Raw genomic sequence first — 16,392 nt, 5'->3', positions numbered from 1 at the left:
TTCTACTAAAAAGGGATGATTCAACAAGGAATCATCCCCATTTTTTTATTCAGCCATTTGATATTTCAAAATAGGTTTTCGAGCAGCTGTTGTTTCATCTAATCGGCCTACGACCGTAGTATGAGGGGCTTCTTGAACGATTTCAGGACTTTCTTCCGCTTCCTTCGCAATTTGGATCATAATATCAATAAATGAATCAAGCGTTTCTTTTGATTCTGTTTCGGTTGGTTCAATCATAATACATTCTTCGACATTTAATGGGAAGTAGATGGTAGGCGGATGGAATCCAAAATCAAGCAAGCGCTTGGCAATATCTAGCGTACGGACCCCTAGCTTCTTCTGACGTTTTCCACTTAAAACAAATTCATGTTTACAATGTTTATTAAATGGAAGATCATAATATTCAGCTAGCCTTCTCATCATGTAGTTTGCATTTAACACCGCATGTTCTGTGACAGCTTTTAAACCGTCCGGCCCCATAGAACGAATGTATGTGTAGGCACGGACATTAATTCCAAAGTTTCCATAATACGGTTTCACTCGTCCGATAGATTGAGGACGGTCATAATCTAACACATATTCATCACCACGTTTAGTGATAACTGGTTTTGGCAGGAATGGAATAAGATCAGCTTTTACACCAACAGGGCCGGAACCCGGACCGCCTCCTCCGTGAGGACCAGTAAAGGTTTTATGAAGATTCAAATGCACTACATCAAAACCCATATCTCCTGGTCTTGCTTTAGAAAGCACTGCGTTTAGGTTTGCACCGTCATAATAAACCTTGCCGCCGGCTTCATGAATAATTTCAGCAATCTCCACAATATGTTCTTCAAACAATCCAAGTGTATTCGGATTAGTTAACATTAGTGCAGCTGTGTCTTCACCAACCACTCTTCTTAAATCCTCTAAATCTACAAGACCATCTTCATTTGATTTAACGGTTATTGTTTCTAAACCTGCCACTGTAGCTGAAGCAGGGTTTGTTCCGTGTGCAGAGTCAGGAACAATAACCTTTGTACGTTTAAAATCACCATTCGCTTCATGGTAAGCGCGAATCATCATTAAACCGGTCCATTCCCCATGAGCTCCTGCTGCTGGCTGGAGTGTAACTTCATCCATACCAGTAATCTCTTTTAAATGTTGCTGAAGATCGTATAAAAGCTCAAGTGCCCCTTGAACGGAACTTTCATCCTGAAGTGGATGAATATGAGCAAATCCATTATAGCGGGCGACATTTTCATTGATTTTTGGATTATATTTCATTGTACAAGAACCAAGAGGATAAAATCCTGAATCGACCCCGTGATTTCTTCTTGAAAGAGCCGTATAGTGACGCATAATATCTAACTCGGAAACCTCTGGGAGCATCGGCTCCTCCTCACGTAAATATCCTTCTGGTAGAAGAGAATTCACATCTATCTCTGGAACATCCATCTCAGGAAGACTGTAGCCGACTCGTCCTGGAGTACTTATTTCAAAAATCAGCTTCTGATCTTGGTTATGCATGCAAATCCCCCAATTCTTTCACTAAAGTATCGATTTCATCCTTTGTTCTTTGTTCTGTAACAGCAAGAAGCATGTGATTGGACAATTCAGGGTAATCACGACCTAAATCATAACCGCCAATGATTCCTTTTTGTAGCAACTGTGCATTTACCTCTTTAACCGGTTTATTTAATTTCACTATAAACTCATTAAAAGAGTGACCATCATATACAATTGTAAAGCCCGCTTTTTTAAGCTCTGTTTTTGCATAATGAGCTTTCTGCAAATTAGCAGCAGCCATTTCACGTACTCCCTTTTTCCCAAGAGCGGTCATCGCAACTGAAGCGGCTAGAGCATTCAATGCTTGGTTAGAGCAAATATTTGAAGTTGCTTTATCACGGCGAATATGCTGTTCACGTGCCTGAAGGGTTAAAACGAAGCCACGACGGCCTTGATCATCTGTTGTTTGACCAACTAAACGCCCTGGAACTTTACGCATTAACTTACTGGTTACGGCAAAATAACCACAGTGTGGTCCACCGAAAGCAGTTGGGATTCCAAACGGTTGGGCATCCCCTACAACAATATCAGCACCGAATTTTCCTGGTGGTGTTAAAATTCCTAAAGATAACGGGTTACTCGATACAACAAACATCGCTTTATTTTCATGAATAACCTCTTCAAATTCATTCAAAGGTTCAATTCTGCCAAAAAAGTTTGGATATTGGACGATAACAGCAGCTACATCATTATTGATAAGACCCTTTAATGCCTCTATATCTGTAATTCCATCCTTTGTTGGGATTTCGATTACTTCAAGATATTGGCCCTTTGCATATGTTTTAAGAACCTCACGAGACTCCGGATGAACCGCATTTGAAACCAGTATCGTTTTCCGTTTTGTATGACCAGCACTCAGCATTGCTGCCTCAGCAAGAGCGGTTCCACCGTCATACATAGAGGAGTTTGCAACATCCATTCCTGTTAGTTCACAAATCATCGTTTGGAATTCAAAAATGGCTTGCAGTTCTCCTTGAGAAATTTCCGGCTGATATGGGGTATATGCTGTATAGAACTCAGATCTTGATATCACGTGATCCACAATCACCGGCATATAGTGGTCATATACTCCCGCACCTAAAAAAGAAATATTTGTTTTTAAGTCTGCATTTTTCCCTGCCAACTGAAATAACTCTTTCATTAGAGCTGTCTCTGATTTTGCTGGCTTAATTTTATACTCACCTTTAAATCTAACTTTTTCAGGAATATCGCTGAATAATTCTTCAACACTAGAAACACCAATTGTCTCAAGCATGGCTTTCTTATCTTGTTCTGTCATCGGTAAGTAGCGATGTTGCATACCAATTCTCCTTTCAGCTATTTCTTTTCTCTTTTATAAAAAGGTGTTGGAACTACTTTTGCCTTTAATCGTTTTCCACGAATTTCTACCTCTACCTCGGAATCAATCCCTGCATATTCCGCGGAAATAAGAGCAAGACCCACATTTTTCTTTAATGTTGGAGATTGGGTACCTGTAGTCACTTCACCAATTTGAGCCTCACCTTTAAACACTGGATATCCATGACGTGGAATCCCTCGATCAATCATCTCAATACCTACTATTTTTCTAGTTAAACCTTGTTCTTTTTGTTGTTTTAAAGCTTCTTTACCAATAAAATCGGCTTCTTTATTTATTTTGACAGCAAAGCCTATCCCTGCCTCAAGCGGTGAAATTTCCGGAGTCAATTCTTGTCCATATAAGGCTAAGTTTGCTTCAAAACGAAGGGTATCTCGTGCACCTAAACCACAAGGAACAACACCCTCTTCTTTTCCAGCCTCTAAAATTGCTCTCCATAATTCTTCGGCATCTTTAGCATCACAATAAATTTCAAAACCATCTTCACCGGTATAACCAGTTCTAGAAATGAGAACTTTTTTGCCAGCTAAGACTACATCCTGTTTAAATTTAAAGAAACCGATTTGACTTAAATCTTGTTCGCCTGCAAGTTTTTGTAACACTTTTTCAGCAAGTGGCCCCTGCAGAGCTAGCTGAGCTGTTTTCTCTGATATATTTTCGAGAGTTACATCCCCTTCTAGATGCTTTTCAAGCCATTTATAATCCTTATCAATATTCGACGCATTCACGACTAGTAAGTAATGATTATCTTCTATTTTGTAGACTAAAAGATCGTCAACCGTACCACCGTTTTCATAGCACATAGCCGTATATTGAGCGCCACCATTTTTGATTTTTGAAATATCATTTGTCATCATTTTTTGTAAATATTCCAGGCTATCAGAACCTTTGACTTCAATCTCCCCCATATGGGAAACATCGAATAAACCAGCCTTTGTACGGACGGCTTCATGCTCCTCTTTTATACTTGAGAATTGAACTGGAAGCTCCCATCCCCCAAAATCAATTGTTTTTCCACCATATTCCTTATAAAGTTCAAAAAGCGGAGTTCGTTTTAACTCAGTCATTTAAAAATCCCCCTTCGTTCTATAAGCAAAATTTGAAATAAAGTCTCAAGTACAAGGTAAGCCCAATTTGTTTAAGGGAAACTATTAACACAAAAAAGGACAGAAAACCCCCTTTATCAATATAGAAGGTCTCTGTCCTTTCACCTGAAAGTTTACCTAATTGGCTTTCCCCTTTGGTGGCTGCTTAACTTACCAGCACTCTCCAGAGCTGCGTCCAACAAGAGTTCTTTTGCCTGAGAGATTCACAACAGATGCTTGCTCCTTCGGCGCTACAAAGGTAGTCTCTCCCCTTGTTTTCATTCGCTATTATAATATTTTCCAATTGGGTCATACTAACTATACGTTACATATAGATTTTCTTATTCAAAAATTTAAAACTTTCACTATTATCATCCTACCATTAAAACATTATATTGGGCAATAATTTTTGGGTGAAAAGGAGCTGAAAAAATGACAATTGAAATTCAATTTGATTCCACCTGGCAGGATGATTTTTTGCATAAAATAGACCATGACGGTCCATGGGGAAATTGGGAATTATTTAAACTCGCTATCATGGTAGAAAAGCATTTGGTCATACCTGAATTTGAAGGTTTACAGGCACCAAATTATTTACCAAATCTCACCCCGTTACCTCATCAATTAGAAACTGCTAAACAAGTGATTGAAAATATGAACGGAAAAGCTATTCTTGCTGATGAAGTTGGACTCGGTAAGACAATTGAAGCAGGTTTAATATTAAAAGAATATATGATTCGCGGTTTAGTAAAGAAAGCACTCATTCTTGTTCCAGCTTCCTTAGTCACACAGTGGGCACAAGAGTTAAACAATAAATTTTATATCCCTGCAGTCACCCAAAGAAAAAGCTATGTATGGGACCAATGTGATGTGATTGTTTCTTCGATCGACACTGCGAAGCGGAATCCCCATCGAGATATTATTTACAAGCAAAATTATGATCTTGTTATTATCGATGAAGCCCATAAATTAAAAAATAATAAAACAAAAAACTACGAATTTGTACAAAATTTAAAAAAGAAATTTTGTTTATTACTTACTGCTACACCCATTCAAAATCGAATTGAAGAAATCTTTAATCTCGTATCTTTGTTAAAACCGGGACATTTAGGGAGTGAGAGCGTGTTTTATGAAAAATACAAACGAGACTCACGTTCCTTAAATGATGATGAGCATTTAAAAGAACTTGTAAATAAGGTGATGATCCGGAATCGGAGGGCTGATACGGGAATTAAATGGACGAAGCGGCATGTTGAAACGATACCGATTGAATTTTCGGATGAAGAATGGGATCTTTACAACTCTATTTCACAACTAAAGGACATAGGGGAATGGTTTCAAACAAGTAGTTTCTCTGTTATGACACTACAGCGAGAAGCATGCTCAAGTAGAGAGGCTGTTTTTTATACATTGAAAAACATGCTACAAAAAAAAGAGGATCCATCCCAATCCTTTCAAAATCAAATTGATTTCTTAATTAAAAAAGTAGAAGCCGTTAAACGGAATTCTAAAGCGGAAAAAGCCCTTGAATTGATTCAAAAAATTAATGATAAGGTCATTATTTTTACTGAATATCGGGCAACCCAACTTTATCTTCAATGGTTTTTAAAACAAAACGGCATTACCTCTGTTCCCTTCCGCGGTGGTTTCAAGCGGGGAAAAAAAGATTGGATGCGTGAACTATTTCAGAAACATGCACAAGTCCTTATTGCAACGGAAGCAGGAGGCGAGGGAATTAATTTGCAATTTTGCAATCATATCATCAACTTCGACTTGCCTTGGAATCCAATGAGGCTGGAACAGCGAATTGGCCGTATCCATCGTTTAGGACAAGAAAAAGATGTTATGATCTATAATTTTGCCATCAAAAATACAGTAGAAGAACATATTTTAAAACTATTATATGAGAAAATTGAATTATTTGAGAAAGTGATTGGAGAGTTAGATGATATATTAACAAAATTAGAATTCGGCAATATTGAAGATCATTTAATAGATATCTTCAGCAATTCCCATTCTGAAGGAGAAATGCGAATTAAAATGGATAACCTCTCTTCAATGATCGAATTTGCCCAACAATTAAAGGAGGGTGATAATCATGCAGCAGCAGGAAATTCATAACTTTCTTTTAAGCTACTTTCGTGCAAATGAATGTCCTATCATTGATAATAAGCCCGGCTATATGACTGTCCAATTAACAGTAGAAATGGATAAAGAATTAATGAATCGTCCCTTTTACTGGCACTATTTAGAGAAAACAGGGGGAATCCCTAATCCAATGAGACTTACCCTTATTACCGATCAAAAAATGGCACCAGAAAAAATTAAAGGAGAAGTCATTCATTTCGGTTCTCCCCGGCTTCATCAAATTTTTGAATCAACCAAAAAATTGGCCAGGTATATTCGGCTTTATGAAAATCATCAGAACCGAAATCAACAAACTGCTTTATATCCCTGGCTTTGCATAAATGTGAAAATCTCTTATCAATGTGACAGAAAGCGTGATGTGTTTAAATCCATTGGCCTTCAATTAATTAACGGAAGAATGGTAGAAAATTTTCATGATCAGCTATTAAATATACCTTTAACCCCAAAAATCCCTGATTACTCTTTTACCTTATCACCGCTTGTGAAACCAAAAAGCGGTATGCTGAGAATTGAACGATACTTAAAATCGGCTATCGATAGTGAAGATCACACATGGGCGGACGAAGCAATAGAACGATGGGACAACGATTTAAAACTTTTAGACCATTTTTATGAAGATGCCAATGAAGAAGCAGCAGAAAGTTATGAAATAGAAAAAAAGGCATTACAGGAGCAATATGAACCAAAGATTCATATTTCATTTATTAATGGAGGCCTTTTTTACTTAACGGATAAAGCCATATAAACAAGAATACCCGCAAGTTCTGTCTTGTAAACTTGCGGGTTCACTCATTCATTCTTATTTTCTTCCTCTTTTAATTTCAGAATAGAGAATATAAGGTAATATCCCAAACCAACGATACCAAAATGACGCTTTTCTCTGTTTTTTCTCTAATCGAATCCGCCTGCGTTCATCTTTTGGCTGATCCACATATTTAACAATAGTTTGAGTCATGTATTTAATATAATCGTTTGTTTTCATAGACACACCTGCCTTTAATTTACATTAACAAGTATGCCCATTTCTGTGAATTTTAAACGGTTACTAAAATACAGTCCATCTTGTTAATCTTTTTGTCCTCATATCAAAATACCCTTTGCCTAAGAGGGTTTCACCTGATTGAAGTGAAAGTGTGAAGTTTACCTTTAGTAAATGTTCCATAGGTGGTTCCGTTTGATATTTCATGATTCCTTTCTGAAATGGTATTGATCCACTTGGCGGAATGGTTCCCGTGCTTTGATACATATTTTCAACCTTTTTTACTGATGACAGAAAATAATATTCCTGTTGGAGAATTAATGCCGTTTCTACACTCATTTTTCTTTCAGTTAGCAATTTTTGTGTATGCATAGAAAAAAACAGCAGAAATATGATGAGCAGGCATAATGTGATTGGATAGGTAAATCCCTTTTCATTGTTTATCATGCGGATGTATCCCTATTAATTAGAGAATAACCAATAAATGATTGGACTTTTCCATTGAGATGCTTAACTGTCACTTTCACGGCATTTCTCTGGAGACTAAAAGAATATTGGTCCACATTCTGAAGGACGATTTCATGGCCAGTAAAGTTAACTCTCCTTCTTAGATTTGAACCATATTGCTCATATATGACCGTTTCATTATCCTTTTTTAAAAATAGCTTTCCAGAGACAACCTCTACATGACTTGCAAAGCGGATCTCTTTTTTCAATTGTGCACAAAAGACCTGCCACTCCATATTCTGTAAGGTAACATCAGAATCTCGATGATCTAGAATCATTTGCAATACAGGTTGTATAAAAAAGATAATAATTGAAAAAATAGCGAGGGCATAAAGGACTTCAATTAATGTAAAAGCCTTTTCATTCGAGTAAACCGCATATTTCTTTCGTAACGGGATATGGTGGATGATTCTCAACTCTTACACACACCTCCATTAGGCCAGATGCCTCCCGCCAATATACATAAAATTCAACACCATTTTCATTTATCCTATAATTCTGTGGTAATTGATCATCCATGATTTTTGCTTGCAGCTGTTCATAAACAATCTGACGAAGCTTATTTTCAATCTCAAGCTTTTTTGATTGTTCCTTTAGATTTATCCAAAGTGGAATAAAATACAATGAAATCATAAATATGATGGACAATGATAATAGTAGTTCAAGTAAGAAGAAACCTTTATTGCTCTGTAACATAAAATCTGCCTTTTCCTATTAAAAATGTCATTCGATATGTCTTTTTTTCCGATTGAATATAAAATGAACCAAATTTATCAATATTTCCATCTTGAAGAAACTTGAATGCCAAAGGAATTGATCCTTCTTTAAGATATAAATTTGTGGAATAGTTTCTTTTAATTATAGGCTTTTCGTTCGGCCTCACCCAAATAATGTATTGAAATTGATTTGGAAAAATCGAAACGGATACTTCCTGTTGATGAGAGATTGCATAGGTTTGAGCATAATATAAATCAGCCTTTAATTGGGTGAAAAATGCTTTTTCATCCATAGAAGAATATTGTGGTTTTAAAGAAAAAACGGTTACTGATGAAAGCAGGATAAATATCGATAAAACTACTAATGATTCAACTAAAGTAAATCCTCTCTGGTCATTCTTCATGATGAGCCAGCGCCAGTACCTGTTGAGCTAACAGAAACATTACCTTCCGCATCTATTTCAATCTGTTTTCCATTTGGACAACCCTTTGTATCGTTTAAATATCCTTCAGATTTAAGTTCCTCAAGTGTGGGCACCTTGTTTTTATCCATTTTATATGCTTCCACCTGGGATTGGACCATTTTTACATAGGCATCACAGCCTTTTTTATTAATATTCGAATTATGTTTTCCCACATTTGGTATGGTTACGATTAATAGGATGGAAATAACCAGCATAACGATCATCATCTCAATTAATGTAAAACCATGTTCGTTTGTTACATAAATCCGTTTCATTTGTATACCTCCATCATTACATTCCATCAAGTAAATGAAACATTGGTAATAAGATTGCTAAATACATAGAAACAACTAGTACACCGATAAACAAATATAAAATAGGTTGGATTGTTTTTAGCCTCTTTTCAATTAATTCCTCCATCATGGTCACACAATGCTTGCTGAAAAATAGTAATTCCTGTTCCAACTTTCCGTTTTCCTGACCGTGTTTGACAATCATCGGAAATTCCTTTTCAAAAAAAGAAAATGACGCCAATATTTGATCTAAATGATTGCCACTAACCAGTCTCCATTTAATCTCTTTTCCAAGCTGACTATAGAAAGGCTGTTTTTTGTTTTGTTCAAAAATCTTAAGTGCTTCAGAAACAGAAATACCTCCGGATAACAGAAAACTTAATTGGATGGAAAAATAATGGGTAAACAGCAATTTGAAGATTCTACCTATAATTGGCAGTCGAATAAGCAACGAACGCTGCTTTAAAATGGAGTATTTTTTGAAGAAAAAATAGTAATAAATTGCCATTAATATAATAATGGCAAGCAAGATGAGCATCATAACGGGGAAAAATACATCAAAAGCATAAATCACTTTAGTAAAGAAATTCGCTTCTAGCCCCAGTGTACTAAACAGTGTAGTAAATCGCGGCAATAGTGTTTTCTGAACAAATATAAATAAAAAAACAGTAATACACATTAGCAGCAAAGGATATTGCAACAACTTTATTAATTTGCGTAAATCTTTATCCTTCATTAATGCAAGGCTGCTACCTTCCATAAGTGCCTCAGAAAAACTACCATGCTGCTCAGCGAAATAGACATAACCAATTAAATCTCTATGAAATCCCATTTTTTCTAAACAATCATGAAATGGGAACCCATTCCTTAAATCTTCTAAGCAGCTATGTAACTCCTCCTTACGGTTAGGAGGGAAATGCAATGATATGGATTCAATGGCTTCAGCGGTTGGGTATCCTCGGGCTAGAAGTTCACCAATTCTTTTCAAAAAGTTAGCTTGTTCATTCATTGTCCATTTACGTCTACGCATCATCATAAACCAACCGATCATATTCAGATTCTTTAATATAGCCTAAGGCAATTCCTTTATTAATCACTTGTTTTAATGTGCGATAATTCGTTTCTGACTCTTCTCCCCTGGCTGCCTTCATTACTGCACTTAAATTTCGCCCCGACAACAACTCAAAGACACTTGCACGCTTCCATCTCCCATAGGAATAACAAAATGGAGAACATTCCCCATTACAAAATGGACATGTTAATTCAACTAATCTTTGTCCTGTAACTGCTATTAAGGTTTGCTCCACTTCCAACCAATTTACCCCAAACTCATGCAAACGAAAAACTGCGCCTTTTGCATCCCTTGTATGCATTGTGCTAAGCACTAAATGTCCCGTTAAAGAAGCCCTGACTGCGATTCTTGCTGTTTCAGCATCACGGATTTCACCCACCATAATAATATCTGGGTCATGGCGCAAAATCGCCTTTAACCCTGCTGCATATGTCACACCTGCTTTTTCGTTTACCTGTACTTGGAGTACCGAGTCATAATTTTTTTCTATCGGATCTTCAAGAGTAATTACATTCCGATGAAATAGGTGGGCAGTTTCATTTAATAAGGAATAAAGGGTAGTTGTTTTACCACTGCCAGTTGGTCCGGTAAAAATAATTAAACCATGAGCATGTTTGAGGAGTGCCAATAGTTTGCGAGTCATTGAAGGGAAAAGTGATAGTTGATGAAATGGGATTTGTTCCTGCTGAGGCAAAAGCCTGATCACAAGACTTTCCCGATTGTTAGAAGGAAGAGTAGATAACCTAAGACCCATTAATTGTCCGTTCACCTTACAAAAAATTGCTCCACTCTGAGGACGTCTTCTTTCGCCGATGTCCATATTAGCTGTAAATTTAAAATGGGAAATAAGTTTGTCACATTCATCTTTAGGAAGAGTTAAGCGAGGAATAAGTTTGTTTGTTAAACGGATTTGAACTAGGGTGTCATCCTTGCGGGGGATGATATGAATGTCTGTTGCGTGATTTCTAGCTGCATCTGTAATAATCCTATTTGCTAAAATTTCAATTGAGCTAACAATAGCTACCACCACCTTTTTACTTTGTCATTATTGATATTCGACACCATTCATTCATTTCCTCCTTTTTTCGAAAAAATTTTTATAAGAAAAGCATAAGCCCCCTGCCCAGCGGCGTATGACCTGGAGGTACTCCAACTGAGATAAAGGAAACACGAGGAGCCAAGGCGACTCGATGTTGACTTATCGTAGGGCGGAGACCGAAGGGCACTAGACGCTAGGGGGCTGGAGCTAGACATTCGTCTAGGTCAAGATAGTGCTTACTTATCTTTGATAGAAAAGCGTAAGCCCCCTGCGCAGCGGCGTATGACCTCATCCTAACAGCTATCAATTTCGGTCGTGCGATGCTATTCCTTCCGAGCCCTTCCTTGTAGTGGCCTCCAACTGAGATAAAGGAAACACGAGAGATGAGGCGAATCAATGTTAAGTCAAAAGATAGGATGAATTGGTCGAACCTTCTTATTTTTTTCCGACAATCGTGGGAAATTGTGAACATTTTCTAAACTTATAGTGGTTACGTTATAAACGTCATTCCCTCATACCATTAGCTATATTATAATGGAATAAATCAAGGGGGTCCGAGGTGAACCGAGATGGAACAAACTTTAAAGATAACCAATGTTTTGTCAGATCCAACTAGATATTATATTTATCAATACATTATTAAAAGTCATAAAGAGGTAACTGTTCAAGAGATTGCTGATCATTTTCAAATCCACCCAAATGTTGCACGATTACATCTTTCAAAGCTTGAAGATGTGAACATGCTTATATCAGAAACAAAAAAAACTGGAAAAGGTGGAAGACCTAGTAGACTGTATCGATTATCTAACGATGTTATCCAATTGTATTTTCCATTCCGCGATTACATGCTTTTATCAAAGGTAGCCATTCAAACGATGCTCACTCTTGGAGATAAGGGAAGAGAGGCACTTTTTATAACAGGCAAAAAATTTGGCATGGAATTAATCGAGCAAGAAAAGGCAAAAAGAAAAAACGGGGATGAATTAGATTTTGACGAAAAGCTAAGTATATTAAAGAATGCAGCTACACTAGCAGGTTTTTACCCCGAATTTGAAGTAAATGGCGAAAAAACAAAAATTTTCTTCCGGATTTATAACTGTCCATTTAAAGAAATAGCTGGAGAACATCCAAATATCGTTTGCAACATGCATCAAGAATTTTTGAAAGGGATGTTTGAATCCCTATTTAATTCAGTTGAATTAATTGAAATGGAAAATATGTTTACTGGATGTGACACTTGCTCCTATCAAGCACTTGTCTCAAACTAATTTGAAACCATTATTTACATGATGTAACCTTTTACTTTATAATATGGTAATGATGGGATTCTTAGAGATACAAGGAGGGATACATATGGATCGCATGTTCAGAGTATGTGGTTTCTGGACGGGCATTTTTACAATCATGTTCTACCTTGGAGACATGGATAAAACAGCAATGCTTTTCTTAGCCCAAACAGGATTTTTCGTATTACTTAGCTATCTAAAACTTTCTGAACGTATGTACATGTATGTGTTCGGAGCATATTTAACTATATTCTTCGCTGGTTTCACATATTGGACTACGTTTATGATGCCGCTTGGTGGAGCCGGTGGTCATTAATAAGTAAAAAGAAAGCGCCTATTAAACAGAAAGTTACTTAAAATGAAAATTGGCTGGCGCGAACCAAAAAGTTGTACTCTAAATCTTTTCATTAAAAAAACGCCGTCAATATTTCGGCGTTTTTTTCATTATTTTATATTAAATAATTGTTGTTCAGAGACAGGTAGCTGTTTTTTTTGAATAATGATATGAAAAAAACTACTTATTCCGGAAGGCATAATTAAACTTCGTATCGCCCTGTTTCGCTTACTAATTTCTGAAAAAGGATTAGGATCGTAATGATTTTCTAATTCCTGAAGAATTCCAGTCTTTATCAAAAATTCATCCTGTCTCAGCTTTGTTACAAATTGCAAGTCCACTTTTTCCCCTTTTTGAATAAAAGAATCAAAATGAATATGAGTCGTTATATCCATTTCTCCTGGGTTTTGCAGAATATTTCCTACCATTTTATGCTGGAAATATCCTCTTAAACTTCCCTCCATCCTTCTTGGATCCATCCATTCCTCATTTGTATAGCCATAATCTGCTGTCACGACCAAACCACTGATCAGATTTTGAGAAATGTCAAAGAGTAAATTCTCCATGGCTAACGGAATTTCAATCCTTTGATTATCCATTAAGGTTATCCCGCTTTCTTGCAAAAAAGTTAAAATCGATGGGTTGGATAATGGTATTTTTTTCTCATAAAGTCCATTTTCATCTATCCCAATCATCACTTCAAATAGTCGGTCATCATGTTTTTCGATAACATGCACAGGCAGTGCATCAAAAAGTTCATTGGAAAATACAATACCTTCGATCGGTCCCATTTCTTTAAGAGACTCAAACTGTACGATTACTGGATTATTTCGGAGCAATTCTCTTTGCCGTTCTCGATGATAGGGACTCGTTTCCACCATATAATATTTTAATGGTACATTTGAACATTCTTCCCACTCACGAAGAAATGCCTCAGCAAACCGACCGTTACCGGCTCCTATTTCACAGAAGACGGCTGGGAGGCCAGTTTTTTGGTATATCGCGGAGGCCCACTTTGCTACTTGTCGACCATAAATATCAGAAATATTACTTGTAGTAATAAAATCCCCCTGTTTTCCTATTTTTTTCCTATCCCTCATATAATAGCCAAACTCAGGGTGATATAGGGAGGTATAAATAAATTCAGCATATGTAATCAATTGGTTCGGTGAATTGGTGATTAATTGATGAATATATGAAATCATATGAACTCCTCACGATTAAACACTATTGACATAGTGTAAACTTTATTATATTGTTAGTATAGTAGCTTAACAATATCCCCTCCCATTATATGAATAGAACATCCCCCAGGAAGTCTCTTCTCGCTGAGAAGAGACTTTCTTTATTTTATAACCCGCTCACTCATTTGGACCCATTTATCCGTTGACCATGATAAACGATTTATTCAAACCCACTTTAATAACCATTTAAAAAAGGGTTACTATCCATTTCATCGATAATCGTAGTAATTGGACCATGTCCCGATAATACATAGGTATCTTCTGGAAGGGTTAGCAATTTATTATGGATGCTTTGTAATAGTTGTGATTGATTACCACCTGGTAGGTCTGTTCTGCCAATACTCCCTTGAAATAAGGCATCCCCAGAAATCACAAATCCTTCTTTCTCAAAATAATAGGATACACTGCCAGGTGAATGACCAGGTGTATGAAAAACTTGGAATTCAAAATCTCCTATTTTCATAACCCCTTCATCCATTATCAGATGATCAGCAGGATGTATTTTTACTGTTCCAATTGATGGAAAAGACTGTGATGCATTCAGAATCGGATCTTCGAGCCATTTTTCCTCTAGCTTATGAACATAAACCGGTATTTTGTATGTATTTCTAATGTCATCAACCGCACCAATATGATCAAAATGAGCATGAGTTAACAGAATTGCCAAAGGTGTTAGCCCCTTGCTTTTTATAAGATTTATCAATTTATTCCCTTCATCGCCCGGATCCACAATTAAGCAGGTTTTATTCGTGCCTTCAATTATGTAACAATTTGTTTGAATAATTCCTAAAGGTATTTGCTGCCATTTCATTTCTTTTACCTCCAAACTAATTGCGCTACAATTATTTTACACCATTACCTATGATTAAGAGAAGAAATCACTTTGTTTGAAAGGGTTGTATAAGATGAAATCAGCCATTGCAGTTGAAGCGAAAGCAGAAATCGAACAATTTCCGGAATTGATTCATTTACTATTTTCGGAAACAGCTATTGATTGGCATTCAAATAATATGTTTATTTATCTACAAAGGGAAGAAGCATTGCTCGCAAAAGAAATTTTGCATACTACCAATCTATTTGAACATCTTCATCTAGCACAAATTGTTTCCAAAGGAACGAAAGGCCCATACTTTGAAGATTATGCAATTCAGCTTGATCGTGAAACGTATTGTTTGTTTACAGATGATTTGATTTCGTTTTACATAACAGGTAAAAATAAAAATGAACTCTTAATGGCAAAGTACCAATTCGAAGAGCATTTAGTATTTTCAACATCTGAAAATGACAAAGATATTTTTTTCATTGAATTACATAACAAAGAATTAATGCAAAATATTGCTATAGCCTATCATATCAACATCTTTTTTACCCTCGACAAACGAGAGAAAAAAATATAAAATAATATAGGATTGTAAATAATATGATACATAATGGTCTAAAGTAGGATTAAACGATTTGCAACTAACAAAAAAGGGGGACTATTCATGGGATTGGTTATTATTTTTGCGTTAGTGACTCTACTAGCTGGATATGGTACATTCAGTGCATTAAAAAATAAAAATCTTTTAGGTGCATTTTGGGGGTTAGCATCATTCGCAGTTTTCGGCTGGTTTACAGTTATGACCTTCATTAATTCTGGTTACCCTACTGGTACACACTAAGACTGTCAATAGACAGTCTTTTTTTTATAGAAGGAAAGTTTACGAATTTTTACTTTCTTACCTTAAAAGAAAAAAAACCTGTAATGAAACAGGTTTCAGACTGTCGACAAAATCCTTTTTTAAAGGATTTTGTCGACATTTTTTGTATAATTATGTCATAGAATATCGAGGTGATATTGAAATGCTTACTAAAAATACACAAGTAAATCGAGATCAATTAGAAATGATTACTTTAGACCAGCTGGTTCCTGAAAATCACTTGGTTCGTAAGATAGAAGCTGCTATTGATTTTTCATTTATATATAAATTAGTTGAGAATATGTATTCATCTGAACGTGGTCGTCCAAGTATTGACCCTGTTGTATTAATTAAGATGGCTTTTATTCAATATACCTTCGGTATTCGCTCTATGCGCAAAACTATTGAAGAAATTGAAACAAACCTTGCTTATCGTTGGTTCTTAGGTTTTGGGTTTCATGATAAAGTCCCCCACTTCTCAACCTTCGGAAAAAACTATGAAAGACGTTTCAAGGATACAGATCTATTTCAAAAAATCTTCTACCGCATTCTAAAAGAAGCTTCTGATAAAAAGTTGATTAGTGCTGAACATGTATTTATTGATTCTACGCATGTTAAAGCAAGTGCAAATAAACGTAAAT

General features: G+C 36.2%; 20 protein-coding genes and 2 riboswitches. Of the genes, 7 read left to right on the top strand and 13 right to left on the bottom strand.

The annotated features are described in order from the left end of the window. Window positions 1–45: 45 nt before the first annotated feature. The 3 genes from gcvPB to gcvT are packed head-to-tail and all read right to left on the bottom strand — an operon-like array spanning window position 46 to window position 3,972. Window positions 46–1,509, bottom strand: coding sequence for an aminomethyl-transferring glycine dehydrogenase subunit GcvPB (gene gcvPB, locus G4Z05_RS07415; RefSeq protein WP_163251225.1), 1,464 nt, complete (start codon window positions 1,507–1,509; stop codon window positions 46–48). Then, window positions 1,502–2,848, bottom strand: a complete 1,347-nt coding sequence (gene gcvPA, locus G4Z05_RS07410) for an aminomethyl-transferring glycine dehydrogenase subunit GcvPA (RefSeq protein WP_163251224.1) — start codon at window positions 2,846–2,848, stop codon at window positions 1,502–1,504. Before gcvPA ends, gcvPB begins: the two co-directional genes overlap by 8 nt. A gap of 17 nt (window positions 2,849–2,865) precedes the next feature. Next, window positions 2,866–3,972: a glycine cleavage system aminomethyltransferase GcvT gene (gene gcvT / locus G4Z05_RS07405; RefSeq protein ID WP_163251223.1), complete on the bottom strand. Its 1,107-nt coding sequence runs from the start codon at window positions 3,970–3,972 to the stop codon at window positions 2,866–2,868. A 130-nt stretch (window positions 3,973–4,102) separates the two neighbouring features. Then, a riboswitch (glycine riboswitch) is annotated at window positions 4,103–4,180 on the bottom strand. Window positions 4,181–4,183: 3 nt separating this feature from the next. Then, window positions 4,184–4,272, bottom strand: a riboswitch (glycine riboswitch). A 150-nt stretch (window positions 4,273–4,422) separates the two neighbouring features. Here gcvT and G4Z05_RS07400 point away from each other — a divergent pair. Together G4Z05_RS07400 and G4Z05_RS07395 are read left to right on the top strand one after the other, a co-directional pair. Beyond that, window positions 4,423–6,111, top strand: coding sequence for a DEAD/DEAH box helicase (locus G4Z05_RS07400; RefSeq protein ID WP_163251222.1), 1,689 nt, complete (start codon window positions 4,423–4,425; stop codon window positions 6,109–6,111). Then, window positions 6,089–6,883, top strand: coding sequence for a YqhG family protein (locus tag G4Z05_RS07395; protein ID WP_163251221.1), 795 nt, complete (start codon window positions 6,089–6,091; stop codon window positions 6,881–6,883). Before G4Z05_RS07400 ends, G4Z05_RS07395 begins: the two co-directional genes overlap by 23 nt. Window positions 6,884–6,937: 54 nt before the next feature. Here G4Z05_RS07395 and G4Z05_RS07390 read toward each other — a convergent pair whose 3' ends face one another. From G4Z05_RS07390 to comGA, 8 genes are all read right to left on the bottom strand, one after another. Continuing rightward, window positions 6,938–7,120, bottom strand: a complete 183-nt coding sequence (locus tag G4Z05_RS07390; RefSeq protein WP_163251220.1) for a YqzE family protein — start codon at window positions 7,118–7,120, stop codon at window positions 6,938–6,940. 63 nt (window positions 7,121–7,183) lie between these two features. Beyond that, window positions 7,184–7,564, bottom strand: coding sequence for a competence type IV pilus minor pilin ComGG (gene comGG / locus G4Z05_RS07385; protein ID WP_163251219.1), 381 nt, complete (start codon window positions 7,562–7,564; stop codon window positions 7,184–7,186). Further along, window positions 7,561–8,040 (bottom strand): competence type IV pilus minor pilin ComGF, encoded by a 480-nt coding sequence (comGF, locus tag G4Z05_RS07380; RefSeq protein WP_240465342.1) that lies wholly within the window; start codon window positions 8,038–8,040, stop codon window positions 7,561–7,563. The genes comGG and comGF overlap by 4 nt, the downstream gene beginning before the upstream one ends. Then, on the bottom strand, window positions 7,985–8,320 hold the full coding sequence (gene comGE / locus G4Z05_RS07375) for a competence type IV pilus minor pilin ComGE (protein WP_163251218.1): 336 nt from the start codon (window positions 8,318–8,320) through the stop codon (window positions 7,985–7,987). Before comGE ends, comGF begins: the two co-directional genes overlap by 56 nt. Further along, window positions 8,304–8,744: a competence type IV pilus minor pilin ComGD gene (comGD, locus tag G4Z05_RS07370; RefSeq protein WP_163251217.1), complete on the bottom strand. Its 441-nt coding sequence runs from the start codon at window positions 8,742–8,744 to the stop codon at window positions 8,304–8,306. The genes comGE and comGD overlap by 17 nt, the downstream gene beginning before the upstream one ends. Next, entirely contained in the window at window positions 8,741–9,079 is a 339-nt protein-coding gene (gene comGC / locus G4Z05_RS07365; RefSeq protein ID WP_163251216.1) for a competence type IV pilus major pilin ComGC, read from the bottom strand. The genes comGD and comGC overlap by 4 nt, the downstream gene beginning before the upstream one ends. A 16-nt stretch (window positions 9,080–9,095) precedes the next feature. Next, window positions 9,096–10,130, bottom strand: a complete 1,035-nt coding sequence (gene comGB / locus G4Z05_RS07360) for a competence type IV pilus assembly protein ComGB (RefSeq protein WP_327990089.1) — start codon at window positions 10,128–10,130, stop codon at window positions 9,096–9,098. Beyond that, window positions 10,120–11,196: a competence type IV pilus ATPase ComGA gene (gene comGA, locus G4Z05_RS07355; protein WP_338036749.1), complete on the bottom strand. Its 1,077-nt coding sequence runs from the start codon at window positions 11,194–11,196 to the stop codon at window positions 10,120–10,122. The genes comGB and comGA overlap by 11 nt, the downstream gene beginning before the upstream one ends. Window positions 11,197–11,777: 581 nt before the next feature. Here comGA and G4Z05_RS07350 point away from each other — a divergent pair. Both G4Z05_RS07350 and G4Z05_RS07345 read left to right on the top strand, forming a co-directional pair. Then, window positions 11,778–12,476: a helix-turn-helix transcriptional regulator gene (locus tag G4Z05_RS07350; RefSeq protein WP_163251214.1), complete on the top strand. Its 699-nt coding sequence runs from the start codon at window positions 11,778–11,780 to the stop codon at window positions 12,474–12,476. Between the two features lie 85 nt (window positions 12,477–12,561). Beyond that, window positions 12,562–12,810 (top strand): DUF2626 domain-containing protein, encoded by a 249-nt coding sequence (locus G4Z05_RS07345; protein ID WP_038536121.1) that lies wholly within the window; start codon window positions 12,562–12,564, stop codon window positions 12,808–12,810. A gap of 128 nt (window positions 12,811–12,938) precedes the next feature. On the opposite strand, the gene G4Z05_RS07340 is transcribed toward G4Z05_RS07345, so the two are convergent. Both G4Z05_RS07340 and G4Z05_RS07335 read right to left on the bottom strand, forming a co-directional pair. Beyond that, window positions 12,939–14,033: a class I SAM-dependent methyltransferase gene (locus tag G4Z05_RS07340; RefSeq protein ID WP_163251213.1), complete on the bottom strand. Its 1,095-nt coding sequence runs from the start codon at window positions 14,031–14,033 to the stop codon at window positions 12,939–12,941. Between the two features lie 214 nt (window positions 14,034–14,247). Beyond that, window positions 14,248–14,883: an MBL fold metallo-hydrolase gene (locus tag G4Z05_RS07335; RefSeq protein ID WP_163251212.1), complete on the bottom strand. Its 636-nt coding sequence runs from the start codon at window positions 14,881–14,883 to the stop codon at window positions 14,248–14,250. Window positions 14,884–14,977: 94 nt separating this feature from the next. Between G4Z05_RS07335 and G4Z05_RS07330 the strand changes: the two genes are divergently transcribed. From G4Z05_RS07330 to G4Z05_RS07320, 3 genes are all read left to right on the top strand, one after another. Next, a complete protein-coding gene (locus G4Z05_RS07330; protein ID WP_163251211.1) occupies window positions 14,978–15,469 on the top strand; it encodes a hypothetical protein in 492 nt (163 codons plus the stop codon). 87 nt (window positions 15,470–15,556) lie between these two features. Further along, entirely contained in the window at window positions 15,557–15,733 is a 177-nt protein-coding gene (locus tag G4Z05_RS07325) for a DUF2759 domain-containing protein (RefSeq protein WP_038536131.1), read from the top strand. 181 nt (window positions 15,734–15,914) lie between these two features. Then, the coding region (locus G4Z05_RS07320; protein WP_205597402.1) for a transposase at window positions 15,915–16,392 on the top strand (478 nt) is incomplete at its 3' end.

The sequence above is a fragment of the Neobacillus thermocopriae genome (assembly GCF_010975035.1).
GTDB lineage: Bacteria > Bacillota > Bacilli > Bacillales > Cytobacillaceae > Neobacillus > Neobacillus thermocopriae.
Note: the sequence above shows the minus strand (reverse complement) of the source record. Positions and strands in the feature narration are given on the sequence as shown.